Here is a 25,442-nt window from a genome sequence, read left to right on the forward strand (position 1 = left end):
CCTCGGCACGCGGTTAGCGGCGAGCGATGCCGGCGCGCATCGCATTGCATCGCCTCGCCGCGCTTCAAAACTTCCCGGCAACCCGCGCCGCAGTGCCGGCATCTTGCGCCGGCGCGGCGCTTCTCAATGGCATCCGCGATGAAAAACCAGGCCGAAAAAGCGGCGCAATTCCAGGCGCTGCACGCAGCGCAAGAAGCGTTCGTCATTCCTAACCCGTGGGACATCGGCTCGGCGCGGCTGCTCGCGCTGGCCGGCTTCAAGGCGCTCGCCACCAGCAGCGCCGGCTATGCGTTTTCGCGCGGCTTGCCGGATAACGCAGTAGGCCGCGCGCAGATGATTGTCCACCTCGCCGAAATCGCGCGTGCGACCGATCTGCCCGTCAGCGCCGATCTGGAAAACGGCTTCGGCGACGCGCCCGAGGAGTGCGTGAAGACCATCCACCTGGCGGCGCAGGCGGGCGTGGTCGGCGGCTCGATCGAGGACGCGACTGGCCGCGCCGACGAACCCATCTATCCATTCGAGGCCGCCGTCGAGCGCGTGCGCGCGGCGGTCGAAGCCGCCCGCGCGCAACCGTTTCCGTTCACGCTGACGGCGCGCGCCGAGAACTACCTGTGCGGGCGTCCGGACCTCGACGACACGATCCGCCGCCTGCTCGCCTATCAGGAAGCGGGCGCCGACGTACTGTATGCGCCGGGGCTCAAGACGCGCGAGGAAATCGCCGCCGTGGTGAACGCACTGGAACGTCCCGTCAACGTGTTGATGGGCTTGCAGGGCGTGCTGCTCAGCGTCGATGAATTGCAATCGATGGGCGTGCGCCGCGTGAGCGTCGGCGGCTCGCTGGCGCGCGCGGCGCTCGGCGCCTTCTTGCGCGCCGCGCATGAGATTCGCGACGAGGGCACGTTCAATTACACGAAGGACGCGACGAGCGGCAACGAACTCAACGAGTCCTTCGCAACCGCCGAGCGAAAGTGGCCGACGCCGGGGTGACAAGGCACGCGTAGCATCACCAACTCACCCAGCGCCTGGTAGCCCTCAGATGGACCGCACGAAGGCCGCGGATACACCCTGCTGGAACTCCGAAGAGCTTGGTTACGACCACGTCCTGTCCAAACGGACGGACATCTACGCGATCTACTCTTACGACAAGCTGAGCGCGCACCCCACTGGCAATACTTTTGCGGTCGGCGTTCGTCATACCTTCTAACCTGACCTGGTCCGCATTACCTGCTTGATAGGACCCAGCGCGCGCCATTCCTCCCGGTCCGATAGGGAACGCGCACTGTGGGGCAGAAACGACGAAGCCTGGAACGTGTTTGTGGAAAGGCGCCCACTCATTCCTGAGACAGGCGCTGCGGCAGTTATCGAGCCAGGTAGAAATCCATGGGGATAAGTTCAACGGCCCATCCGCCTTCCTCGCCCAGAGTGGCGGCCGGGTGCATGGACGCGATGCGCAACGCCTCGTCAAGGCTATCTGCTTCGATGATAAACAGGCCGCCCACGACTTCCTTCGACTCGGTGTACGGTCCATCGGTCACTTGCGTTTTGCCACTGCGCGGGCGAAGTGTCCTCCAGCCGTCCAGATCGCCAAGCGACGCGGAAATCAGAACCTTGCCGGTAGCGCGCATCTTCTCGTCCAACGCGGGGCATCGGCTCACCAGTTCCTTGACGTCGTCCGGTGGCATCGCGGCAAACCTTTCGGGGGTGAAGTAGGCCAATCCGAGGTATTTCATAGGAGGTCCTTTGAGTGGGTATGTACTGACGACGAAGCTGATGGTCGGGAATCGACAATGTTTTCGGAAAATTTTGTGGCAGGTCCTGCCGACCTCGCCGCTTCGGGTCGTAACGTTCGCGGTCGCCAGACGCTTGGCCATGTCGAGTGGCAGGCGCATCACGAGGCGGGTCTGCGCCTGCGCGGTGAGTTCGAGGTCGACCGCGCCCGACTCGAACAGCTCTTCATACAGCCGCCACGACGTCTTCCCGTCGTCCGACTCGTAGCAATCCAGTGTGGCTGTCGTGCCCATATGCAGTTCGTCAAATCCGGCGCAAAGTCAGGGAATGACGTCGCAAAACGTTGAAAGTTTGCTGTTAGTTAAGTACTCAGGTTATGTCTATGCTTTGAAGGCCACACCCTGAAACACCCCGCTGGGCCGAGTGGCATCCCAATCCTTTTGCAGGAAAGGAAAATATGCCGCTCAATACATCGTCACTGCTCGCGCCCGATGGTGCGCGGAGCCTACCTGCTGTCTCCGTCATCGTCTGCCTTCTAGGTCTTTCGTGCGCCGCCCCGGTGCTCGCCGCCGGCGTCCTGCCGCAAGGCGGCGCCTACGTAAGCGGTAGCGGCTCCATCTCGACTTCCGGCAATAGACTGACCATCACGCAACCGGGCTCATCGCGCGGCGTGATTAACTGGAACAGTTTCTCGATCGGCAAGACCAATACCGTCAACATCGACAACGGCGCGGGCGCGACGCTCAATCGCGTAACAGGCGGCACGCCGTCGATGCTTCTCGGCAAGCTCAACGCAACGGGCAGTGTCTATCTGATCAACCCGCAAGGCGTGGTGGTCGGTCAGCAGGGCGTAATCACAACAGGCGGGCGCTTCGTTGCCTCGACACTCGACACCGACAACGAATCGTTTATGGCCGGCGGTCCTCTCACGTTTTCCGGTCAGTCGACGCAGCGCGTGGTGAATCTCGGCAACATTGGGTCGACCAACGGCGATGTGCTGCTTATTGCCGCGAGCGAAGTCGACAACTACGGCAACATCAGCGCGCCGAATGGCACCGCCGAGATCGCGGTAGGCAACAAGGTGCTCTTGCAGGACTCGTCGAGTTCGCAACAGCTGTTCGTGCAGACGGCGAGCGGCGGCGCGATCGTCAACACGGGTGCAGTGGAAGCGGCGCAGCTGAACCTTCAGGCCGTCGATGGCAACATCTACGCGCTCGCCGGCAACGCCGACGTCTTGCGCGCGACCGGCACCGCTTTGCGCGACGGTCACGTGTGGCTCGTCGCCGGTCCGAGAGGACAGGTGATTCTCGCGGGCAACATCGCCGCGAAGAACGCGGACGGCAAAGGCGGCACGGTCGATATGGACACCGGGCTCTTCACCTTCTGGGGCGACTTCGCGAAGGTCGTGGCGGGTCAGTGGAACGTCAGGCTGCCCACCTACACGTTCGACAACGGCGCATCGCGCTCCTTCACGCGAAGCCTCAACGACGGCACATCCATTTCGATGACGACCACCGGCGCGAACGGCCAGAGCGGCGACCTCGTTGCTGATCAAAGCATTCAATGGACCGGCGGCGCATCGCTCGCGCTGAACGCGGCGCATAGCCTGACAGTCAGCCCGGGCGTCACGTTGAGCAACCAGGGCAGCGGCGCGCTGACACTGCGCACGGACGCGGCGAGCGTGAACAATGGCGGCAGCCTTACGAACAACGGCACGATCGACTGGTCGCGAAGCACCGGCACGGTGAGCGCGCTGTATGACATGAACGGCAGTTATTCGCCCGGCACCCTGCTCGCGAACAGTGCGTGGGTGGCGCCCGACTACAGTGGACTGGTTACGCAGATCACCGGCTACAAGCTGGTCAATACGGCGCAGGATCTTCAGAACATCGAGAGCGATATGAACGGCAACTACGCGCTCGGCCACGACATCGACGCGACGGGTTACGCATTCAAGACGCTCGGCTTCGCGAGCAAGACTGCGTTCACCGGGCAGTTCGACGGCATGTGGCATAGCGTGTCGAATCTCCATCCAGACATCTCGTTCATCAGTGATATTGCCGCAAACGCCGTAGTGCGCGACGTCAGCCTCCTCGACGCGTCAGCGGGATATTCACTACCGTCCGGACTGTTCGCCGGCATTCTTGCCATGAGCAATCACGGCAAAATTATGAATACGTTTACGTCGGGCGTCATCGGCCCGCAGTCCAATTTCTCGACCACGTCGATGGGCGGCCTCGTCGGCACCAATTATGGAACGATCGGGCGTTCCGGAAGCAGTGCCAGGGTCTACCACGGCAGCGCAGGTGGCGGTCTGGTCTATGACAATCAGGGAACGATATCGCAGTCCTACGCTACTGGCATCGTGTACGCGGTTGCGTCGCGTGGCTCATCCGCCGGGCTTGTACACGACAACAGCGGAACGGTATCGGAGGCGTTCGCGACAGGCGGCGTCTACTCAACCCTGCGCGGTGGCGTCTGCATATCTTGCACCGGTCTTGGCAGCGACGTGTACTGGAATACCGAAACGACAGGAGAGGCCCAGAGCGGCGGGAATCTGCCCGCTTCGAACGGACTGACCACTGCGCAGATGAGCGACCCAAAGAGCTTCGTGGGCTGGAACTTCGGCAGCGATGGCGCGTGGGCGATGCCGGCCGGCGCCACGCATCCGGTGCTGCGCTGGCAAGTCGAACATTGAACTTTGATCCGTGCCGCCAGCCGTCGGAGCCCTCCAGCGAGTCCCAAGGTGCGACCGATACCGCGACGCTGTTCAACGCGCTCATCGTTCGACGACGGTGCATTCAGCGACGCTACCGCCTGATTTTCCAACCCCCTTTGAGCGAGGCACGAACGGATCCACGTATGGAACCGTTCGCGACGTCACCTTCACGTAGGACAGGCCGAACACTCGGCGTCAAAGGGGCGGAAGAATCGACCGTCAGGCGCTTTTCTTCGCAGCGGCCGGAAACGGCAAGCTGTGAAGCCGTTCGCCGGTGGCTGCAAAAATCGCATTCGCGACCGCGGGTCCGACTGGCGCGACACCCGGCTCGCCTACACCCGTGGGCGCCTCGCCCGAGGGCACGATATGCACTTCGACCTTGGGCATCTCGGCGATTCGCAGTACCTGGTAGCCGTCGAAGTTGTTCTGCTCGACCTTGCCGTCCTTCAGCGTGATCGCGCTGTGCAACACCGCGCCGAGACCGAAGCCGATCCCGCCTTCCATCTGTGCTGCGATGATGTCGGGATTGATGGGCGTACCGCAATCCACCGCGCAGACGACACGCTCTATCTTCACGTTACCGTCCTTGTCGACGGAGACTTCCGCAACCTGCGCGACGAACGTCTTGAACGCCTCGGCCACTGCGATGCCGCGTCCGCGGCCTTTCGGCAACGGTTTGGCCGGGTCCCAGCCCGCTTTCCGCGCGGCGAGTTCGAGCACGGCCCGCATGCGCGGTTCGTGCGCGAGCAGATCGCGGCGGAACACGAACGGGTCCTTGCCCGCTGCATGCGCGGCTTCGTCAATGAACGCCTCAACCGCGAACGCCGTGTGCGAGCTGCCGACCACCCGCCACCACAGCACCGGCACGCCGGTCTGCGTGGTCGTCAGTTCGACCGAGATGTTCGGAATCGCGTATGCCATGTTGGCGGCTCCCTCGACGGAGGTCGCGTCGATGCCGTTCTTGATCATGGCGCTCGCGAACGGCGTGCCGCCGAGGATCGACTGGCCGACGATCCTGTGCCGCCAGCCGACCAGTTTGCCGTCCGCGCTCAGGCCCGCGTCGAGCTTGTGGAAGTACATCGGCCGGTAGAAGCCGCCGTGGATGTCGTCCTCGCGGGTCCACTGCAGCTTGACGGGCGTGCCGTTCGCGCCCAGCGCCCTGGCGATCGACACGGCCTCGACGATATAGTCCGACCGCGCGTTCGCGCGCCGCCCGAAGCTGCCGCCCGCATACAACGTGTGAATCTTGACCTGCTGCGGGTCGAGCCCCGCCGTGCGCGCGGCATTGCCCTGGTCGACCGTCTGGAACTGGTCGCCGGCCCAGATCTCGCAGCTATCGGCGGTGAGCTTGACGACGGCGTCGAGCGGCTCCATCGGCGCGTGAGCAAGGTAGGGGAACGAGTAGGTGGCGGAGATCTTCTTCGCTGCGCCCGCGAGCGCCTGCGTCGCATCGCCGTCCTTGCGGGCGGATGCGCCGGGCTGTTCGGCGAGCTGCCGGTATTCGGCCATGATCGCGTCCGAGCTGCGCTTCTCGGCCTTCGAATCGTCCCATTCGATCTTCAGGGCGTCGCGGCCCTGCTTGGCCGCCCAGAAGCCCTTCGCGACCACCGCTACGCCGCCCGGCACCTGCACGACCGAAACCACGCCCGGCACGGCTTTCGCAGCCGACGCGTCGAACGATCTGACCGTCGCGCCGAAGAGAGGCGGACGCTGCAGCAACGCGACCAGCATGCCGGGAAACGTCACGTCGAGCGTGAACTGCGCGGTGCCGTCGGTTTTCGGAGGGACGTCGACGCGCGGCGCCTGGTGGCCGATCAAACGAAAATCCTTCGGTGATTTGAGCGCGACCTTGTCCGGCACCGGTAGCCGGGCCGCGGCCGACGCGAGCGAGCCGTACGTCGCGGTCCGGTTCGTGGCCGCGTGATGAACGCTGCCGTCGCGCGTCGTCAGCTCGGACGCAGGCGTCCGCCACTGCGCGGCGGCGGCGGAGACCAGCATCGCGCGCGCTTTCGCGCCGGCTTCGCGCAATTGCATCCACGAGTTGGCCATCGCCGAACTGCCGCCCGTGCCCTGCATGCCGAACGCGAGATTCGCGTAGCGCTTCGCGTCAGCGGGGGCGCTTTCGACGCGGACGTCCTGCCAGTTCGCATCCAGTTCCTCGGCGACGATCGTCGCGATGCCGGTGTACGCGCCCTGGCCCATCTCGACGTGCTTCGCGATGACGGTCACGCTGTTGTCCGGCGCGACGCGCAGGAAGGCGTTGGGTGCGAACGCCGCCTCGGGCGCCGTGGCGGCGAGCGCGCGGCGGCCCGTACCCGCCCATTCGAAGCCGATGGTGAGGCCGACTGCCGCGACTGCGCCGGCTGCTTTGAGGAAGGTCCGGCGCGACGGGCGCACGGCATCCGGGAGATCGAGATCGGTCGTCATGGTCAGGCCTTCAGGGTGGCGGCGGCTTCGTGAATGGCCGCGCGTATGCGGGCGTAGGTCGCGCAGCGGCACAGATTGCCGTTCATCGCGGCGTCGATGTCGGCGTCGGTGGGCGTGGCGTTGCGTTCGAGCAAGGCGGTCGCGGACATGATCTGACCGGACTGACAGTATCCGCACTGCGGCACCTGCAGCTTGACCCATGCCGCCTGGATCGCTTTCGCAGGCCGGCTTTCGATACCTTCGATAGTCGTGATGCGCTTACCCGCGACGGCGGCGAGCGGCAGCACGCACGAACGCGTGGCTTCGCCTTCCAGATGAACCGTGCAGGCGCCGCATTGCGCCATGCCGCAACCGAACTTCGTGCCGTGCAGGCCCGCGTTCTCGCGAATCGCCCAGAGAAGCGGGGTAGTGGGATCGGCATCGAGCGTAACGTTCTTGCCGTTCAGGACAAACGATGTGGACATGGAACCTCTCCGTGGGGAAGGCCCGAACTTGGCGCCGGGTGTACGCGGCAGTGTGACCGAGTGCGTGCCGTTGCGCTTACACAATCCTGCAAAATTATTGAACAATGCTGCAAATGGAGCAGCACAACCGTCGTTGCGCGGCAGCGCCTGGTTATGCTCGGTTCCGTCAACGGAGCTCAACGCGCATGAAACAGAATTCTTCCTGGCTGGATGCTTCGGCGTCGCGCGAAACGGCACGCCGCGAGCTTGCCGCGCTCGTCAGCCGCTTCGCGCCCGTGGACGGCGCGCATCAGACGGCGATTCCCTCGCTGGCGTTCTACCGGTACTCCACGCCCGTCGATCTCGGCTGCGGCGTGGCGAGCCCCGCGTTGGTATTCGCGGCGCAAGGCGCCAAGCGGGTCGTGGTCGGAGGGCAGGCTTACGACTACGATCATCTGCATTGCCTCGTGACGTCCGTCGATCTGCCGATGACGTCGCGGGTGACGCGAGCGTCGTCCGACGCGCCGTACCTGTGCGTGAAGCTCGCACTCGATCCGCAGTGCATCGCCGAGCTGGCGACGCAAGTGCGTCTGCCGGAACCGGGCGCCGCGTCGGCGGGCGAAGGCATCGCCGTCGGCTCGCTGTCGGCGCCGGTTTTCGATGCGGCGCTGCGGCTCGCGCGATTGCTCGATACTCCGAATGACATCCCGGTTCTCGCGCCGCTTATCGTGAAGGAGCTGCTCTATCGGCTGATGACAAGCGAGCAGGGCAAGCGGCTGCGGCATATCGCCGTCAACGGGAGTCCGACGAACCGGATCGCGCGGGCGATTGAGTGGATCCAGAATCACTACACCGAGGTTTTGCGGATGGAGATGCTCGCGCAGCACGTGAACATGAGCGTGTCGTCGCTCCATCACCACTTCAAGAACGTCACGACGCTGAGCCCGCTGCAATACCAGAAACAGTTGCGACTGCAAGAGGCCCGGAGAATGTTACTTGGGCAGAACGGCGATGTTGGGTCGGTGGCGATCAGGGTCGGGTATGACAGCCCTTCCCAATTCAGCCGCGAATATAGCCGGCTCTTTGGGGCGCCTCCACTTCGCGATGTGGCGCAGCTAAGGCGCCGGAACATGGTGGGGTTCGGAGAGTAGGCTGGCGACGGCTGAGTCCGTCCGTATTGGAAAAGCAGGCCGATCCAGACCGTCACGCATTCCCTTAAGCCCGCCATCCTGATGCACGCGGGACCCATATTTGCGTGCCGTGTTCTGATTTGGGTCATCGCGCTTTTTTGCAATCGAGGTCAATGGTTATCTGATTCCGTCACGAGCCAAGCACTTCGATGCCTTCCAGGACTCCTGCACCGACACAGATATGCTTGATCTCCGTGAAGTCCGCTAGCGCGTCATAGCCGTGCAACCGGCCCAGTCCGCTCTGCCGATAGCCGCCAGTTTCGGCCTCTGCGAACAACCTGTTGTGGTCGTTGATCCAGACGGTCCCATCACGCAGCGCACGCGCAATCCGGAAAGCCCGAGCCGAGTCGTGGGTCCACACGCTCGCGGACAGGCCAAAAACGGTGTTGTTTGCCTTTTCAACGGCTTCCTTTTCGGTCACAAAGGTCTCTAACGTGACGAACGGGCCAAAGATCTCGTCCTGGCAAAAGAAGGCGTGAGGTTCTCCGTGCTCGACCAGCGTCGGTGACAGAAAGGCGCCCGGTCCGCTCGAAGTCCCGCGCAAGAGCACGCGATCTGCAAGGTCACACGCTCGTTCAACCGTGGTCTGGACAGCGTCGCGGGACGCAGCATCGATCAGCGCGCCAATGTCGGAAGCGGGATCGATCCCTGGGCCAACCTTGAGGCTTGCGAGTGCTTTGACGAGTTCGTCTCGCATTTGGTCCGCCTTTGACACATGCACGAGTATTCGCCGTGCAGCGGTGCATTGTTGTCCGGAGATGATGGTCGCGGCCCGGGCAAGACGAGGTGCAATGGCCTTAACGTCGCTGTCCTCGAAGACGAGACAACACGATTTGCCGCCCAGCTCAAGCGACAATCGCTTCATGCTGTCTGCAGCGGCGCGCATGATTCGCTTGCCGACTTCCGTCGAACCCGTAAAGCTGATCACATCGACATCGGCGGACTCGACCAGTCGCGCAGCGGCTTCTGCGCCGTTTTCGAGAAGCAGATTGACAGCACCGGCGGGAAGCGCCGGCTGGTCGAGACAACGGATCATTGCCGCGGTGATCAATGACGTCTGGGCAGCCGGCTTGACGATGGCCGTGCATCCGGCAGCGAGGGCGGGCGCAAGGGACCGCACGAGCAGCACGGCGGGAGCGTTCCACGGCACGATGATCGCAGCAACGCCGGCGGCCTCGCGCAACATCGTCGAGATGGTGCCTGGCTCGGGCTCGATGACGTGACCGGCAATGTGGCGCGCGAGTCCCGCGTAGTAGCGCACTTCGGAAATTGCGGCGCGCATTTCTCCTCGCGCCTGCCCAATAGTCTTGCCGTTTTCATGCGTCAGCAATTCCGCTAGCGGTTCCACCGACAACTCGAGAGCTTGCGCCCAGCGAAGCAGAACATCCTGCCGTCGACGGGCATCCTGTGCCCACGTTGTGTGATCGAACGTATGGCGGGCAGCCGAGACGGCGGCGTCCGCGTCTTGCGTGTTCGAGCTGACGAACCGGCCGAGCGTCTCTCCGTTCGAAGGATCGGAGCTTGCGAGCACGGGCTTGCCGGCCCATTCGCCGGCGATCCAATTCATAGCGTCTCTTTCCATTTAACTATCCAGTGGGCGTGGTTGTTAAGAATCGACAGGGTCGGATGCGCCGGCCGATACCTTCCGTAGTTCGTCGGCAATGATCGCTGTTAGCGCTTCCGTAGCAGCACTTATCGGACGGCGAGGGTGACTGATTCGCACGATGTGCCGCACGATTCGCGGCGCAAGGATCGGATGCGCGCGCATGGTGCCGCGCTGCACCGAACGTTCGACCACGATGCGAGGAAGAATCGTGGCGAACCCCGTGTTTTCGACGAGCTTGACGATGGCGCTCAGAACATCGATCTCGAAACGGGGCGCCAGAAGCACGTCTGCGGATTGCGCGGCCGCGTCGAGCACGCCGCGCAAGCCGTGACGTTTTGTCGGCAACACAAGATCCAGTTCCTGCACTTGTGCGAGCTCAATGACGGGCGGCAATGTGGGTCCGCCATTCACGCCGGTTGCCAACACCATTTCTTCGTCCAGCAATGGCTCCGAGTCGAGAGATAAGCGGGCGCGTGGCCGGTTGATCAACGCGGCTTCAAGCTGTCCGCCTGTCACGAGATCGATAAAAGTCGCACTGTAGCCGTCGGCTACCGTTACTTCGACGTGCGGGTACTGCTCGTGAAAGCGCGAAAGCGCATCCGCAAGCACGCTCTCGCTGACAGACGCAATCAGTCCCAGGGAAACGTGTCCAGACACGACCTCATCGCGCTGCATCAGTTGTGTCTGCGCTTGCTTGAGATCGCGCATGATCGGCAAATAAAGGCGATACATCAAACGGCCGGCAGCAGTTGGAGTCATTCCATGTGCGCCGCGCTCGAACAAGGTCTGCTTCAACTCGTCTTCGAGCTTGGCGATCTGCATGCTCAAAGCCGGTTGAACTATGTTTAGCCGTTTGGCCGCACGAGTTACCGATCCGTCTTCGAAGAGAGCGATGAAGTACTGAATTTGTTTGAGATCCATTGGGCAGCGCTCGTCGTGATACCTGTTTCGCCAATCATATGCGCTGATACGCGATGAGTCGAGGTATCAACATATTTGCCGGTGTGCTGCGATTCGTACCGTTGGCGCGTATCAAAAGCCCGGTCCATCTTCCCTTTTTTACTTGGTATCAAAACGGGGACTGTCTTGCATCAGTATCCGTACGGACATCAGTACTTCTGATGCCTAGGTTCAAAAATTAATATTATCGCTTATACCGTGGCGTCGATATTCTGCTCTTCAATCTGCCGGTGTTAGCACCTCCGAGGCCGGCAGCAATGGAGAGAGACTCAAAATGAATTCACGCGAAAGCTCGCCGATGACGTCCCTGGGCGCCCCGGCGAACGACGTCGGGCCTGCGCGCACCTTGCGTCACTGGCTTGCACATCTGAGTCGGAGCGGCCGCGTCGCGGCGATCGACAAGCCCGTTGCGCTCGAGCACGAACTCGCCGCGATCGCCAAGTGCCTCGACGGCACGCAGGCGGCCTTCTTCACGCAGCCGGGCGGCCATGCGGTGCCCGTCGTCAGCGGTTTCATGTCGAAGCGTGCGTGGATTGCGGAAGCGATGGGCGTCGACGAATCCGCGTTGCTCGCGCGTTTCTCCGCTGCGGCCGCCGCGCCGCTCGAATCGAAAGTCGTCGGACGTGAAGAGGCGCCGTGTCAGCAAGTGGTGCATACGAGCGGCATCGATCTTCACGCGCTGCTGCCGATTCCCACGCACAGCGAGTACGACAACGGCCCCTACCTTACGGCGGGCCTCGTGATCGCGCGCAATCCGCGCACCGGCGTGCAGAACGTTTCGATCAACCGCATTCAGGTGCATGGCCAGAATCGCATGGCGATCCTGCTGCTGCCGCGGCATCTCTACGCATTTCATCGCGAGGCAGAAGCTGCAGGCGACGCGCTCGACGTAGCAATCGCGATCGGTGTCGATCCGCTCACGATGCTTGCGTCGCAAGCGATCACACCCATCGATCATGACGAGCTGGAAATTGCGGGCGCGCTGCATGGTGCGCCGCTGCCGGTCGCGCAATGTGTGACGAATGGTGTGCACGTGCCGGCGTTTGCGGAGATCGTCATCGAAGGGCGGATTCTGCCGAACGTCCGCGAGCCCGAGGGCCCGTTCGGCGAGTTTCCGAAGTACTACAGCGCGAGGGAAGCGCGCGAAGTCATCGAGGTGACCGCGGTGACGCATCGGCGCGATCCGATCTTTCATACGATCGTGCCCGCCGAAATGGAGCATCTGCTGCTGGGCGCAATTCCGCGCGAAGCAACGCTGCTCGCGCATCTGCAGCGCAGCCATCCGGCGGTGAAGGACGTTCATCTGTCTGTCGGCGGCGTGTGCCGCTATCACCTGTGGGTGCAGTTCGACAAGAAGCGCGAAGGCGAAGCGAAGAACGTCATTCTGTGCGCGTTCGGCGCGCATTACGACATCAAGCAGGTCGTCGTTGTCGATACCGATGTGAACGTGCACGATCCCGCCGAAATCGAATGGGCCATCGCGACGCGCTTCCAGGCCGACCGCGATCTCGTTGTGATCGAAGGCGCGCAGGGTTCGCCGCTCGATCCGTCGACGACCGTCGGCCAACCCGACGACGCGCCGTCGCATCTGCAAGGCGTGAGCGCAAAGATGGGCCTCGATGCGACGCGCCCCGTCGTGTATCCCGCGCATGTGTTCACACGCGTGCGCATTCCGGGGCAAGACTCGGTGGATCTGCACACACTCGTCGCCGCTGACAACAGCGCGTTCGACGCCTACTTGTCGCGCGATCATGACTGAACGCAAGAAGCGCATCGTCGTCGGTATTTCGGGTGCGAGCGGCGCTGTGATCGGCGTGCGCCTGCTCGCCGCGTTGCGCCGCCTCGGCACGCACGAAACGCATCTGGTCGTGTCCGCATCCGGCGCGGTGACGGCGGCGCAGGAACTCGGCCTTGCGCGCGGCGACATCGACGCGCTCGCCGACGTCGTGCACAACGTACGCGACATTGGCGCCGCGGTCGCGAGCGGATCGTTTCTGACCGAAGGCATGGTGATCGCCCCGTGTTCGATGAAAACGCTTGCGAGTGTCGCGAACGGTTTCGCGGACAACCTGCTCACTCGCGCGGCCGATGTGATGCTCAAGGAGCGCCGCCGCCTCGTGCTGGTCGCGCGCGAAACGCCGCTCAATCTCGCGCATCTGCGCAACATGACGCTCGCCACGGAAATGGGCGCGATCGTGATGCCGCCGGTGCCCGCGTTCTACGCGCATCCGCAGACCATCGAGGACGTGGTCGATCACACGGTCGGGCGGATTCTCGATCTGTTCGGTATCGACCATGAGGAAATTGCGCGCCGCTGGAACGGTCTTGCCGACGAATTCGGCGGCCGCGCCGCGCGTGAGGAGTAACGTCATGAATCAGCGCGAAACCGCATTTGCCGACATAAACGCGCGTGTCGCCGACAACGGGACGCGCGACGCGAGCACACCGCGGCGTCACATCGGGCGCTCGATGCAGCGCCTCGAAGACCCTGCGATCCTGACAGGCCGCGGTCGCTATGGCGACGACATCGCTGTGAAGCCGGGCACGCTGCACGCCGCGATTCTGCGTTCGCCGCACGCGCACGCGGAGATCCTGTCGATCGATACGCAAGCCGCAGCCAAACTCGCCGGCGTGCGCGCCGTGCTAACGCGCGACGATCTGCGTGCGTGGTCGCGTCCCTTCGTCGTCGGCGTGAAGTCGCCAATGGAGCAGTGGGCGCTCGCGATGGACCGCGTGCGCTACGTCGGCGAGCCGGTCGCGGTCGTGATGGCGGAATCGCGTGCGCTCGCCGAAGACGCGCTCGATCTCATCAAGGTCGACTATGCGATGCTCGATCCCGTGACGTCGATCGAACAGGCCGCGAGCAACGAAGGCCCCGCGCTGCACGAGCGCGTAGGCAGCAACGTCATCAGCGACCGGCACTTCCGCTACGGCGAGCCCGAAGCGGCCTTCGAACGCGCGCCGCATCGCGTGAAGCTGGTCGCGCATTATCCGCGCAATACCTGTGCGCCGATCGAGTGCGGCGTAGTCATCGCCGAGTACCTTTCCGGCGATGAAGGCTACGACGTCACGTCGAATTTCATGGGACCGTTCTCGCTGCACGCCGTCATGGCGATGGCGTTGAACGTGCCCGCCAATCGTCTGCGTCATAAGGCACCGCGCGATTCCGGCGGCAGTTTCGGCGTGAAGCAGGCCGTGTTTCCGTACGTGGTGCTGATGTGCCTCGCGTCGCGCAAGGCGGGCGCGCCGGTGAAATGGGTCGAGGACCGGCTCGAGCATTTGAGCGCGGCCACATCGGCGACCGCGCGCCTCTCGACAATTGAAGCGGCGGTCGAAGCGGATGGCCGCATCGTCGCGCTGTCCTACGATCAACTGGAAGACGTCGGCGGCTACGTGCGCGCGCCCGAGCCCGCGACGTTTTACCGGATGCACGGCTGTCTGACGGGCGCGTACGCCATCCCGAATCTGCTCGTGCGCAACCGCGTCGTGTTGACCAACAAGACGCCGACCGGACTCGTGCGCGGCTTCGGCGGACCGCAGGTGTACTTCGCACTGGAGCGGCTGATCCAGCGCATCGCCATCGAGTTGAAGCTCGATGTGCTCGACGTCTATCGCCGCAACTTCGTTCCCGCCGATGCCTTCCCGTATCGCGCGGCAGCGGGCGCGCTGCTCGATTCGGGCAACTATCAGGAAGCGCTGCGCCGTTCGATCGACGATGGCGGATACCACGAACTCGTCGCGCGCCGCAACGCCGCGCGACGCGCAGGGCGGTTCTATGGCATAGGCTTCGCGGCGATCGTGGAGCCGTCGGTCTCCAACATGGGCTACATCACGACTGTGATGCCCGCCGACGCGCGCAAAAAAGCCGGACCGAAGAACGGCGCGATCGCGAGCGCGACGGTCAGCGTCGATCTGCTCGGCGGCGTGGTGGTGACCATCGCGTCGACGCCCGCAGGCCAGGGCCACATGACGGTGTGCGCGCAAGTCGTCGCCGACGTGCTCGGGCTCGATCCGAAGGACATCGTCGTCAATGTCGAGTTCGATACGCACAAGGACGCCTGGTCCGTCGCGGCGGGCAATTATTCGAGCCGCTTCGCGGGCGCGGTGGCAGGCACCGTGCATCTCGCCGCGACGCGCGTGCGCGACAAACTCGCGCGCGTGCTCGCCAGGCAGTTCGACTGCGCGGCGAACGACGTGCGCTTCGAAGGCGGGCGCGTCTATCCGCGCGACGCCGCCGACCGCGCGTTGCCGTTCGCGCGCGCAGCGAGCAATGCGCCGCACTGGGCGCCCGCGCTCCTGCCCGAAGGCGAAGAGCCGGGCCTGCGCGAAACCGTGTTCTGGTCGCCGCCGCACATGGATGCGCCCGACGAACACGACCGCATCAATACATCGGCCGCGTATGGCTTCGCATTCGACATGTGCGGTGTCGAAGTGGATCGCACGACCGGACGCGTGCGCATCGACCGCTATGTGACCGTGCACGACGCCGGCACCATCCTGAACCCCGCACTCGCCGATGGCCAGATTCGCGGTGCGTTCGCGCAAGGCGTCGGCGCGGCGCTGATGGAAGAGTTCCGCTACGGCGCGGACGGCAGCTTCCAGTCGGGCACGCTCGCCGACTATCTGATGCCGACGACATGCGAAGTGCCCGATCCGCTCATCGTGCATCTGGAAACGCCTTCGCCTTTCACGCCGCTCGGCGCGAAGGGCCTCGGCGAAGGCAACAACATGAGCACGCCGCCGTGCATCGCGAATGCGGTGGCGGATGCGCTCGGTGTCGAAGACATTCGCTTGCCGCTCACGCCGCCCAAAGTGATGGCGATGATCGGCATCGACGATCCCGAACCGTCGCGGCCGGAATATCGCGAAGCGCCTGCCACGAAGCCCGCGACGCCGGGCGGCGGACGCGCGCTGACGGCGCAGGGCGCGGTCGATCTGCCCGCGACGCCCGAAGCCGTGTTCGCCGTGCTGCTCGATCCGAAGGCGCTGGCGAACGTCATTCCCGGCTGCCACGCGCTCGAAGAAACGGCACCGAACCAGTATCGCGCGGACGTGACCGTCGGCGTCGGCATGATCAAGGCCCGTTTCGAAGCGCGTATCGGCTTGTCGGAGATCGAGGCGCCGCGTCGCCTGCGTCTCGCGGGTGCGGGCATCTCGCCGCTCGGCAGCGCGCGCGGCAACGGTCTCGTCGAACTGACGCCGCACGGCAGCGGCACGCGGCTCACGTACGACTACGAAGCCCAGGTGTCGGGCAAGGTCGCGGCGGTCGGCGCGCGCATGCTCGAAGGCGCTGCGAAGGTCGTGCTGAAGCAGTTGTTCGAATCGCTCGGACGGCAGGCGGCGGGCAAGCCGGTAGAAGCGCATGGATCGTGGATCGCAAGACTCCTCGCCCGTTTCAGGAGACACGCATGAAGCCCGCACCGTTCGATTACCTGCGCGCGATGACCGCGCAAGACGCGCTCGACGCGCTCGCGCAATACGGCGAAGACGCGCGCGTGCTGGCAGGCGGCCAGTCGCTGATGGCAGTGCTCAATATGCGGCTCGCACAGCCCAAGGTGCTTATCGACATTTCGCGTACTGCGGAGCTCGATGCCGTGCGCGTCGACACGCAAGCGGGGCATCTCGTCGTGAACGCCGCGGCGACGCAAGGCAGCGTCGAATGGCGCAGCACGCTCGCCGACGAAGCGCCGCTGCTCGCGATGGCTTTCCCGCATATCTCGCACTTCCAGATTCGCAATCGCGGGACCGTGTGCGGTTCGATCGCGCATGCGGACCCGAGCGCGGAGTTGCCACTCGTGCTTTCCGCGCTTGGCGGCGACGTGATGCTGCGCTCGCGAAGAAAGCGCCGCACGCTCGCCGCGCAGGACTTCTTTCAGGGAATGCTGATGACCGCGCGCGAGCCGGATGAACTTGTTGAAGCGGTGCGCTTTCCGCTGCGCCGCCCGGGCGAGCGCTACGCGTTCACGGAATTTTCCGCGCGGCACGGCGATTTCGCGATCGTCGCGTGTGCGGCCGTCGTCACCGACGAGTCGATCCGTATCGCAGTCGGCGGCGTCGCGGACCGGCCGGTCACTGAGCAATGGCCTCGTCTGCAAGGCGACGACCTGCGCGGCGCACTGAACGATTTGAGCTGGAAACTGAACGCGCAGGACGACGCGCACATCGGCGCGAAATATCGCCGGAATCTGGTGCGGCAACTCGGATGGCGCGTGATCGAGGAGGCAAAGTGAGCAAGACGGACACCATCATGCGGCACGGCGAAGCGCAGCGGATCGCGCTGACGCTGAACGGCCGCGAACGAAGCGGCCATTGCGAGCCGCGCGAACTGCTGTCGGACTTCATTCGGCACGAACTCGGCGCGACGGGCACGCACGTCGGCTGCGAGCATGGCGTATGCGGCGCATGTACCGTGCAGGTCGATGGCGTCGCGGCGCGCTCGTGTCTGATGCTTGCCGTGCAGGCCAATGGCCGGCGTATCGATACCGTCGAGGGCCTCGCGCCCGATCAGACGCTTGGCGACCTTCAGCAGGCGTTCCAGCGGCATCACGCGCTGCAATGCGGCTTCTGCACGGCGGGAATTTTGATGTCGTGCGCGGATTATCTGCGGCGCGTGCCGAATCCATCCGAAGAGCAGGTGCGGCAGATGCTGTCGGGTCATATCTGCCGCTGTACGGGTTACACACCCATCGTGGCCGCGGTGCTCGACGTTGCGGCGCGCCGCCGGGCCGAGGCAGGCACGACGGAGGTCGAACATGCTTGATCTCGGACGCACGTTCCTGCAGAGCGTCGAGCGTAGCCCGCACGCGCTCGCGCTCGTCGATGGCGATGTGCAACTGACCTACGCGCAGTGGCATCGCATGATCCTGAGTGTCGCCGACGGTCTGCGCGAACTGGGCCTGCAACGCGGCGACCGGCTGCTCGTCGTGCTGCAAAACCGCTGGGAAATGGCGACGCTGCATTGGGCCGGACAGTTTGCAGGCATCGTCATCGTGCCGATCAACTGGCGCGCGAAGCCGGACGAACTGGACTACTGCGTGACCGACTCGGGAGCGAAGGCGATCGTCTACGAACCCGTCAGCGCCGCTGCCGTCGCGCAGAGCGCCGCCGCACAAAAAGTGCCGCGCATCGGACTCGACGATGCTTCGGGTGCCACCGCCACGTTCGATACGCTCATCGTCGAACGAACGCGCAGCGGCGCTGCGAGCGACACGACGCACGCCACCGCCGACGACATCTCGCTGATCCTCTACACATCGGGCACGACGGGCAAAGGGAAGGGCGTGCCGCGCCGGCATCGGCACGAACGCGCGGGCGCGCTCGCGCACGTCGCGCAAAACCTCTACCGGCGCGGCGAACGCACGCTCGGCGTAATGCCGCTCTATCACACGATGGGCGTGCGCTCGCTGCTCGCCATGGCGCTCGTGGATGGCCTTTTCGTTTGCGTGCGGCGCTGGAACGCGAAGCTCGCGCTCGAATGCATCTCGAAGCACGCGCTCACCTGCCTCTATCTGGTCCCGACGCTTTATCACGATCTGCTTGCCGACAGCGCGTTCCCGAACACGGATACCTCGTCGGTCAGAAAGCTCGGCTTCGCCGGCGCACCGATGAACGACGGCCTGCTCAAGCGCCTCTCGGCCGCGTTCGAGCCGGAGCTGTTCGTCAACCACTATGGTTCGTCCGAGGTCTACACGTTCAGCATCGATCAGGATGCAACCAGGAAACCCGGCAGCGCGGGCCGCGCGGGCATCAATACGCGGCTGCGCGTGGTGAAGCTCGATGCTCTTTCGCCCGATGAGCTCGCCGACACCGGCGAAGAAGGGCAGATCATCGTCGACCTGCTCGGCGACGAAGCTTTCGAAGGCTACTGGCATCGTCCGGACGCGGATGCGAAGAGCTTGCGCGACGGCTGGTACTTCACCGGAGACACAGGCTATCTCGACCGCGACGGCGATCTCTATGTGACGGGCCGCGTCGACGACATGATCATCAGCGGCGGAGAAAACATCTCGCCGGTGGATATCGAATCGCTGTTGTCGCTGCATCCCGCCGTCGACGAAGTCGCGGTCGCAGGCGTCAAGGACGAGCGCTGGGGCCAGCGCGTGGTTGCTTTCATCAAGCGCCGCGAGTACGTCGATTCGGAATCGCTCGATGCATGGTGCCGCCAGTCCGATCTCGTCAACTTCAAGCGTCCGCGCGATTACGTTTTCGTCGACGACATTCCGAAGTCGCCGGTCGGCAAGATTCTGCGCCGCAAGCTGCAAGCGGGCGAGTACACGACCGATTCGAATACGCAGGCCGCACGACCTGCAGAAACCACAATCACCAAGGAGTAACCCACAATGAGCGATCTCAACCACCGCGGCCAGACGCTGCTGCAAGATCTCGACGGCTTCTCGGTCGACATCGACGCGCAGCGCGAGCGCGCGGACATCGTGCTGCACCGTCCGCCGTTCAACGTCATTTCGATGCACGCACGCGACCAGTTGCGCGCCGTGTTCGAAGCCCTCGACGAGGACGACCGCGTGCGCGTGATCGTCGTGCGCGCGAAGGGGGAGCACTTCTCGAGCGGCGGCGACATCAAGGGCTTTCTGGAAGCGTCGCCGGAACACGTATCGAAGCTCGCGTGGAATATCGCGGCGCCCGCGCGCTGCTCGAAACCGGTGATCGCGGCGAATCGCGGCTTCTGCTTCGGCGTGGGCTTCGAGTTGTCGCTGGCATGCGATTTCCGCATCGTCACCGATACGACGTTTTATGCGCTGCCGGAGCAGAAGCTCGGCCAGATTCCCGGCTCGGGCGGCTCGGCGCGTTTGCAGTCGATGGTCGGCATCGGCCGCACGAAGGACATCGTGATGCGCTCGCGCCGCATCCCGGGCAAGCAGGCGTACGACTGGGGCATCGCGGTGGACTGCGTAGCCGATGCGGAACTGGAGTCGGCGACCGATGCGCTCGTCGACGAACTGCGCGCGTTCTCGCCGCTCGCGCAACGCACCGCGAAGAAGCTGCTGAACGATACGGAAGACTCGCCGCTCTCGATTGCGATCGAACTCGAAGGGCATTGCTATAGCCGGCTGCGCGCGTCGGACGATTTCCGCGAGGGAGTGGAGGCTTTCCACGGCAAGCGCAAACCGGTGTTTCGCGGCAGCTAGGCCCGAAGCACTCAGCCATCCGCAGCACAACAACAAACAAACATGACGCCGCGGACAACGGCTACCGGCAACACCTTGACGTTTCTGGCGACGTACATTGAAGGAGACAATTGATGGAAACGACATTAGCTGGCGCGCGGAATACGGCGACGCAAAGCAATAGAAGCATTGTTATAGCCGCCGCCGCATCCTGTTTTGGATGGGCGCTCGACCTGTTTGACCTGTTCATTCTGCTGTATGTCGCGCCTGTCGTCGGCAAACTGTTCTTTCCATCGGATCATCCAACGCTGTCTCTCGCAGGCGTGTATGCGTCGTTCGCCGTGACGCTGCTGATGCGGCCCATCGGCTCCGCTCTCTTTGGATCGTACGCGGACCGGAATGGGCGCAAGCGTGCAATGCAGATTGCCGTGTTCGGCGTGGGCATAAGCACGGCCGTGTTTGGGACGCTGCCGACGATTGCACAGGCTGGTGTCATAGCGCCCATCCTGTTTGTGCTTCTTCGCCTGGTGCAGGGCGTGTTTGTGGGCGGTGTCGTTGCTTCCTCGCACACGTTGGGGACGGAATCCGTGCCGCCTCACTGGCGAGGCGCGGTTTCGGGCCTGATCGGCGGGGGTGGGGCCGGCATCGGCGGACTGCTTGCCTCTATTGTCTTTTTCATCGCGTCGGCGCTGTTTCCGGGTCCGCAATTCGAAGTGTGGGGATGGCGCGTCATGTTCTTTGCCGGATTGATAACCTCGCTCCTCGGCGCGCTGTTGTTCCTGAGACTCGAGGAGTCTCCGTTCTGGAAAGAGCAGCATGCGCGAAAGGCTGCACGCAAGGCCGCCGTGTCGAAGCAATCTTCGCCGCTGCGAACACTCTTTTCCTCCGAATATCGCCGGGTCATGATCGTCAACGTCATCATGACAACGTCTAGCGGTGCGGGTTATTACCTCTGCTCTGGCTATTTGCCGACCTTCCTGAAGGTCGTCAAGCACCTGCCGAACGGTACGACTTCAACCATTCTCATGGCGACTGGTTTGCTTTCAATAGCAGCAGCGATAGCAATCGGTGCGGCGAGTGACTTTTTCGGCCGAAAGAAAGTATTCATCGGAGCGGGCGTTCTGCGCCTTGCACTGCTTCCCATCCTGTACATATTGATGACGAAGACAGACAGCGTGCCTCTATTGGCGGGCTACACGCTGCTCCTCGCAGTTCTAGGCGGGGCAAGTTACGCGCCGCTGCTGATCTTTCTGAATGAGCGCTTCCCCACAGCGATTCGGGCGAGCGGCACCGGGCTTTCGTGGAATATCGGATTTGCGCTTGGCGGCATGATGCCGACGTTCGTCTCGCTTCTCTCAGCAAGCGAGCAGCAGTTGCCCGCGACGCTGTCGTGGTTTCTTCTCGGTGTTTCGGCGCTCTTCCTCGTCGGGGCATTCATCGTCCCGGAAACACGAGGCAATCTGGAGGCGAGCCGAAGAAGCGAAGCCGGCATGCCTGGAGCGTGACGATTAGCGATGCGAAGCTTTGGTGCTGGACGGGCGACTGACGAAACTCTGACTGTTTTTCAAAAGACACGTATGGCAAACGAAAACCGGGACATTACCGGCGCACGCATCCTGGTCGATGCATTGCGTGCGCAGTCGGTCAACACGATCTTCACCGTTCCAGGCGAGAGCTTTTTGGCGGTGCTGGACGCTCTGTACGATGTCGCAGATGACATCAAGCTCGTGGTTTGCAGGCACGAGAGTGGAGCCGCGAACATGGCGGAGGCGCATGGCAAGCTGACCAATCGACCTGGCGTCTGTTTCGTGACGCGAGGGCCAGGGGCGACAAACGCATCAATCGGAATACACACCGCGCGGCAAGATTCCACGCCCATGATCGTTTTTGTTGGGCAAGTCGCACGCGATACGCTCGAGAGGGAAGCGTGGCAGGAAATCGACTACCGGCAGATGTTTGGTCAGGTGGCCAAGTGGGTCACTCAAATCGATTCGGCAGCCCGGATCCCCGAGTTGATCAGCCGCGCCTTCCACGTCGCAACGTCGGGTCGTCCGGGGCCTGTGGTGATCGCCTTGCCGGAAGACATGCTCGTTGAAACCGCACCAGTAGAAAAGGCCGTGCCCCCACTCCCTTATCAGACGATCACCATGCAACCGGCGAGCGAACAGTTGGCCCGCGTTGAGAAGCTGCTGTCCGAGGCATGCAAGCCGATCGTTCTTCTCGGCGGCGGGGCCTGGAGCCGCGAGGCCTGCGACGATCTCCGCCAGTTCGTGACCAGGTTCGATTTGCCGGTTGTCTGCACATTCCGGCGACAAGACCTGTATGACAACCGCGATCGACATTACGCCGGCGAAGCGGGTCTGGGAATGGACCCGGCGCTTGCCGCGCGCTTACGGGAAGCGGATTTGCTGCTTGCGATTGGACCTCGCCTCGGCGAGACGAGCACCCTCGGCTACGAGCTTTTTTCTATCCCAACGCCCGCAGTGAAGCTCGTGCATGTGCATCGCGACGCGAACGAACTGGGACGTGTGTACCGGGCGGATCTCCCCATCAATTCGGGTATGGCGGAATTCGCGCGCGCCGTCGCCAGGCTTGAATCGCCGAACAAGCCCGTGTGGACCGATTGGACGCAGGCCGCGCACGCCGACTATGAGGCTCGACGCGCGCCTCCCCCTAATAGCGGTTCAATCGATCTGGGCGCTGTCATGGCTCACATCGACGAAGCGTTGCCCGAGGATGCGATCGTAAGCAACGGCGCGGGCAACTATACACTCTGGGTTCAACGATTCTTCCGTTATCGCGGTTGGCGCACTCAGCTTGCTCCAACGAGTGGCGCGATGGGATATGGATTGCCCGCCGCCATCGCCGCGGCGCTTCAGAAACCTGATCGGCCTGCGGTCTGTTTCGCTGGAGATGGATGCTTCCTCATGACCGGTCAGGAACTGGCAACTGCCGTGCAGTACGATGCGCGAGTCATTGTGATCGTTGTCGATAACGGCATGTACGGCAGCATTCGAATGCATCAGCATCGTCACTATCCTGGACGGGTCATTGGCACGACATTGCAGAGTCCCGATTTTGTCGGACTTGCCCGCGCTTATGGTGCTTACGCGGAAAGCGTTGAGCGCACGGTGGACTTTCCAGACGCATTCCAACGCGCACGCGAGGCAGGCCGCCCGGCAGTTCTCGTCCTGCGCACCGATCCCAACCTGCTCACGCCAAATATGATTATCGGTCCGGGGGTCTGATGCGTCTCAGCAATCACCTGTCGATCGCGGACCTGGAGCGAAGCGCGTCCCGGCGGCTGCCGGCCAGCATTTTCGGCTATGTAAGCGGTGGGGCGGAAGACCACCGCGCCGTAGTGGGAAACCGCACGGCTTTCAATCGCTGGGTACTCGTACCGAGAATGCTTACTGGCGTCGCCGAGCGCTCGCAGGAAGTGGAGATTTTTGGGCAACGTTACACGTCGCCGGTGGGAATAGCGCCGATGGGGCTCGCCGGGCTCTGTGCCTATGAGGGTGACCTGCAACTCGCGGCGGCCGCTCGCGACGCGAAAGTGCCCTTCGTTCTGAGCGCAGCGTCGACCGTTCCCCTCGAAAAGGTGGCAATGGCAGCACCCGGCAGTTGGTATCAGGGGTATTTGAGTGCCGACCGATCGACGATCACGCCATTGCTCGCGCGTATCGAAAGGGCCGGGTTCGGTGTTCTTGTGATTACTGTTGACGTGCCATTGGCCGCGCAACGGGAAAACGAACTGCGCAACGGTTTCAGCGTACCGCTGCGGCTAAGCCGCCGCCTGGTCTATGGTGGTCTGGCAAGGCCCAGATGGCTTCTGTCGACGTTTGGACGCACGCTGCTTACGCAAGGTGTTCCGCATTTCGAAAACTTCACGGCCAACCGGGGCGGACCGATCATCACCGGCGCGACCGGCGACCACCGCAGTGGCCGTGCAGCGCTCTGCTGGAACGACATCCACTGGATTCGAAGTCAGTGGAAAGGGACTCTGGTGGTGAAGGGAATCCTTCATCCCGACGATGCCCTGCGGGCCAAACAGGCAGGCGCGGACGGCATTATTGTCTCTAATCACGGCGGGCGGCAGCTCGACGGCGCGCTTGCAACGCTCGATGCGCTTCCGGCCATTACTGCCGTTGCCGGCGACATGCCGGTTATCCTCGACAGTGGCGTTCGCCGCGGCACAGACGTTATAAAGGCGCTGTCGCTGGGAGCGCGTATGGTCCTCGTGGGCAGACCAGCGATGTACGGCCTGGCCGTCGGCGGTCATGCGGGCGTTCGGCATGCGTTGCAGTTGCTAAGAAGAGAGATCGACGTAGACCTCGCATTGCTGGGATGTCCGAGGATCGAGAAGCTCAATAGGGACTTTGTTGTGCAGGTTTCGCGTGAGTCGTGGCATGCGGCTCATGGATAGTGAATATCTGCCCATGCAATCACGCAATTGAACGAACCACGCCCCCATCGACACGCAACGCTGCACCCGTCGTTGCGGACGCCTGCTCAGAGCATGCATACACAACCATGTTCGCAACTTCGTCCGTAGTGGCGAAACGATTGATCAGCGATGTGGGCCGCGAGTTCTTCAGGAACTGTTGTTCAGCCTGCTCTTGCGTGATCCCTTGCTCTCGCGCGGTCGCCTTCATCCAGTTCGAAAGGATCTCAGAGTTGGTCGGGCCGGGCAGCACGGCATTGACGGTCACGCCTGTACCGGCAACCAGTTCGGCCAGCCCCCTCGACACCGCGAGCATCGCGGTCTTGGTCACGCCGTAGTCGATCATTTCTTTCGGGATATTCAGCCCTGACTCGCTACTGACGAACACGACGCGCCCCCAGCCCTGCTTCGCCATTTTGGGCACGTAATAGCGGGCGGTGCGAACGCCGCTCATCACGTTGAGCTGGAAGAGGTCGAGCCATTCGCTGTCGTCCTGTGCGAAAAAGTCGTTTAGCCGCGCTGTCCCTGCGTTGTTGACAAGAATGTCGGCCTCCGGCGCGTGTGCAAACAGGGCCGCGCAGCGTTCGGGTGTCGCGACGTCGGCGGCAATGCCGGTCAATTCCGCAGTCGGCAGAATGGCGCGCATCTCGCGCAGCGCAGCATCGACCCGCTCCTGGGTTCGGCCATTAAGTACGACCGCAGCGCCCGCGCGCGCGAGCCCTTCGGCAATTGCCCGTCCGATGCCGGCAGTGGAGCCCGTAACGATTGCCTTGCGGCCATTGAGTTCGATCTTCATAGCG

General features: G+C 63.4%; 19 protein-coding genes and 1 pseudogene. 14 read left to right on the forward strand and 6 right to left on the reverse strand.

Annotation, left to right across the window (positions count from 1 at the left end; translation table 11 throughout):
* The first annotated feature begins 138 nt into the window (after positions 1-138).
* A complete protein-coding gene (locus BGRAMDRAFT_RS01735) occupies positions 139-987 on the forward strand; it encodes an isocitrate lyase/PEP mutase family protein (RefSeq protein ID WP_044020084.1) in 849 nt (282 codons plus the stop codon).
* A 100-nt stretch (positions 988-1,087) separates the two neighbouring features.
* Positions 1,088-1,204 (forward strand): annotated as a pseudogene (locus tag BGRAMDRAFT_RS35220) (porin); the annotation flags it as partial.
* Between the two features lie 154 nt (positions 1,205-1,358).
* Here the strand turns inward: BGRAMDRAFT_RS35220 and BGRAMDRAFT_RS01740 are convergent.
* Entirely contained in the window at positions 1,359-1,730 is a 372-nt protein-coding gene (locus tag BGRAMDRAFT_RS01740) for a YciI family protein (protein ID WP_029965714.1), read from the reverse strand.
* Positions 1,731-2,185: 455 nt separating this feature from the next.
* Here BGRAMDRAFT_RS01740 and BGRAMDRAFT_RS01745 point away from each other — a divergent pair, with 455 nt between their 5' ends.
* Positions 2,186-4,426, forward strand: coding sequence for a two-partner secretion domain-containing protein (locus BGRAMDRAFT_RS01745; RefSeq protein WP_006046914.1), 2,241 nt, complete (start codon positions 2,186-2,188; stop codon positions 4,424-4,426).
* Between the two features lie 240 nt (positions 4,427-4,666).
* Here the strand turns inward: BGRAMDRAFT_RS01745 and BGRAMDRAFT_RS01750 are convergent, their stop codons facing one another.
* Both BGRAMDRAFT_RS01750 and BGRAMDRAFT_RS01755 read right to left on the reverse strand, forming a co-directional pair.
* Positions 4,667-6,874 (reverse strand): xanthine dehydrogenase family protein molybdopterin-binding subunit, encoded by a 2,208-nt coding sequence (locus tag BGRAMDRAFT_RS01750; RefSeq protein ID WP_006046915.1) that lies wholly within the window; start codon positions 6,872-6,874, stop codon positions 4,667-4,669.
* 2 nt (positions 6,875-6,876) lie between these two features.
* Positions 6,877-7,338, reverse strand: a complete 462-nt coding sequence (locus BGRAMDRAFT_RS01755; protein ID WP_006046916.1) for a (2Fe-2S)-binding protein — start codon at positions 7,336-7,338, stop codon at positions 6,877-6,879.
* Positions 7,339-7,523: 185 nt separating this feature from the next.
* Between BGRAMDRAFT_RS01755 and BGRAMDRAFT_RS01760 the strand changes: the two genes are divergently transcribed.
* On the forward strand, positions 7,524-8,468 hold the full coding sequence (locus BGRAMDRAFT_RS01760) for an AraC family transcriptional regulator (protein ID WP_006046917.1): 945 nt from the start codon (positions 7,524-7,526) through the stop codon (positions 8,466-8,468).
* A 169-nt stretch (positions 8,469-8,637) separates the two neighbouring features.
* On the opposite strand, the gene BGRAMDRAFT_RS01765 is transcribed toward BGRAMDRAFT_RS01760, so the two are convergent.
* Together BGRAMDRAFT_RS01765 and BGRAMDRAFT_RS01770 are read right to left on the reverse strand one after the other, a co-directional pair.
* Positions 8,638-10,089: an aldehyde dehydrogenase family protein gene (locus tag BGRAMDRAFT_RS01765; RefSeq protein ID WP_006046918.1), complete on the reverse strand. Its 1,452-nt coding sequence runs from the start codon at positions 10,087-10,089 to the stop codon at positions 8,638-8,640.
* A gap of 24 nt (positions 10,090-10,113) precedes the next feature.
* On the reverse strand, positions 10,114-11,034 hold the full coding sequence (locus BGRAMDRAFT_RS01770) for a LysR family transcriptional regulator (protein ID WP_006046919.1): 921 nt from the start codon (positions 11,032-11,034) through the stop codon (positions 10,114-10,116).
* Positions 11,035-11,371: 337 nt separating this feature from the next.
* Here BGRAMDRAFT_RS01770 and BGRAMDRAFT_RS01775 point away from each other — a divergent pair, with 337 nt between their 5' ends.
* From BGRAMDRAFT_RS01775 to BGRAMDRAFT_RS01820, 10 genes are all read left to right on the forward strand, one after another.
* Positions 11,372-12,832, forward strand: a complete 1,461-nt coding sequence (locus BGRAMDRAFT_RS01775) for a UbiD family decarboxylase (RefSeq protein ID WP_085962904.1) — start codon at positions 11,372-11,374, stop codon at positions 12,830-12,832.
* On the forward strand, positions 12,825-13,439 hold the full coding sequence (locus tag BGRAMDRAFT_RS01780) for a UbiX family flavin prenyltransferase (protein WP_006046921.1): 615 nt from the start codon (positions 12,825-12,827) through the stop codon (positions 13,437-13,439). The genes BGRAMDRAFT_RS01775 and BGRAMDRAFT_RS01780 overlap by 8 nt, the downstream gene beginning before the upstream one ends.
* A 4-nt stretch (positions 13,440-13,443) precedes the next feature.
* Positions 13,444-16,485, forward strand: a complete 3,042-nt coding sequence (locus BGRAMDRAFT_RS01785) for a xanthine dehydrogenase family protein molybdopterin-binding subunit (protein ID WP_006046922.1) — start codon at positions 13,444-13,446, stop codon at positions 16,483-16,485.
* On the forward strand, positions 16,482-17,303 hold the full coding sequence (locus BGRAMDRAFT_RS01790; protein WP_006046923.1) for an FAD binding domain-containing protein: 822 nt from the start codon (positions 16,482-16,484) through the stop codon (positions 17,301-17,303). The genes BGRAMDRAFT_RS01785 and BGRAMDRAFT_RS01790 overlap by 4 nt, the downstream gene beginning before the upstream one ends.
* Positions 17,300-17,833, forward strand: coding sequence for a (2Fe-2S)-binding protein (locus BGRAMDRAFT_RS01795; protein ID WP_006046924.1), 534 nt, complete (start codon positions 17,300-17,302; stop codon positions 17,831-17,833). Before BGRAMDRAFT_RS01790 ends, BGRAMDRAFT_RS01795 begins: the two co-directional genes overlap by 4 nt.
* Complete coding sequence (locus BGRAMDRAFT_RS01800) at positions 17,826-19,406, forward strand: AMP-binding protein (protein WP_006046925.1); 1,581 nt, start codon at positions 17,826-17,828, stop codon at positions 19,404-19,406. The genes BGRAMDRAFT_RS01795 and BGRAMDRAFT_RS01800 overlap by 8 nt, the downstream gene beginning before the upstream one ends.
* Positions 19,407-19,412: 6 nt before the next feature.
* Positions 19,413-20,219: an enoyl-CoA hydratase/isomerase family protein gene (locus tag BGRAMDRAFT_RS01805; protein WP_006046926.1), complete on the forward strand. Its 807-nt coding sequence runs from the start codon at positions 19,413-19,415 to the stop codon at positions 20,217-20,219.
* Positions 20,220-20,332: 113 nt separating this feature from the next.
* Positions 20,333-21,703 (forward strand): MFS transporter, encoded by a 1,371-nt coding sequence (locus BGRAMDRAFT_RS01810; RefSeq protein ID WP_006046927.1) that lies wholly within the window; start codon positions 20,333-20,335, stop codon positions 21,701-21,703.
* Positions 21,704-21,775: 72 nt separating this feature from the next.
* Entirely contained in the window at positions 21,776-23,446 is a 1,671-nt protein-coding gene (locus tag BGRAMDRAFT_RS01815) for a thiamine pyrophosphate-binding protein (RefSeq protein ID WP_006046928.1), read from the forward strand.
* Positions 23,446-24,624, forward strand: a complete 1,179-nt coding sequence (locus BGRAMDRAFT_RS01820; RefSeq protein ID WP_006046929.1) for an alpha-hydroxy acid oxidase — start codon at positions 23,446-23,448, stop codon at positions 24,622-24,624. The genes BGRAMDRAFT_RS01815 and BGRAMDRAFT_RS01820 overlap by 1 nt, the downstream gene beginning before the upstream one ends.
* A gap of 19 nt (positions 24,625-24,643) precedes the next feature.
* Here BGRAMDRAFT_RS01820 and BGRAMDRAFT_RS01825 read toward each other — a convergent pair whose 3' ends face one another.
* On the reverse strand, positions 24,644-25,438 hold the full coding sequence (locus BGRAMDRAFT_RS01825) for an SDR family NAD(P)-dependent oxidoreductase (RefSeq protein WP_006046930.1): 795 nt from the start codon (positions 25,436-25,438) through the stop codon (positions 24,644-24,646).
* Between the last annotated feature and the right edge of the window lie 4 nt (positions 25,439-25,442).

This window comes from Paraburkholderia graminis C4D1M, assembly GCF_000172415.1.
In the GTDB taxonomy this organism is placed as follows: domain Bacteria; phylum Pseudomonadota; class Gammaproteobacteria; order Burkholderiales; family Burkholderiaceae; genus Paraburkholderia; species Paraburkholderia graminis.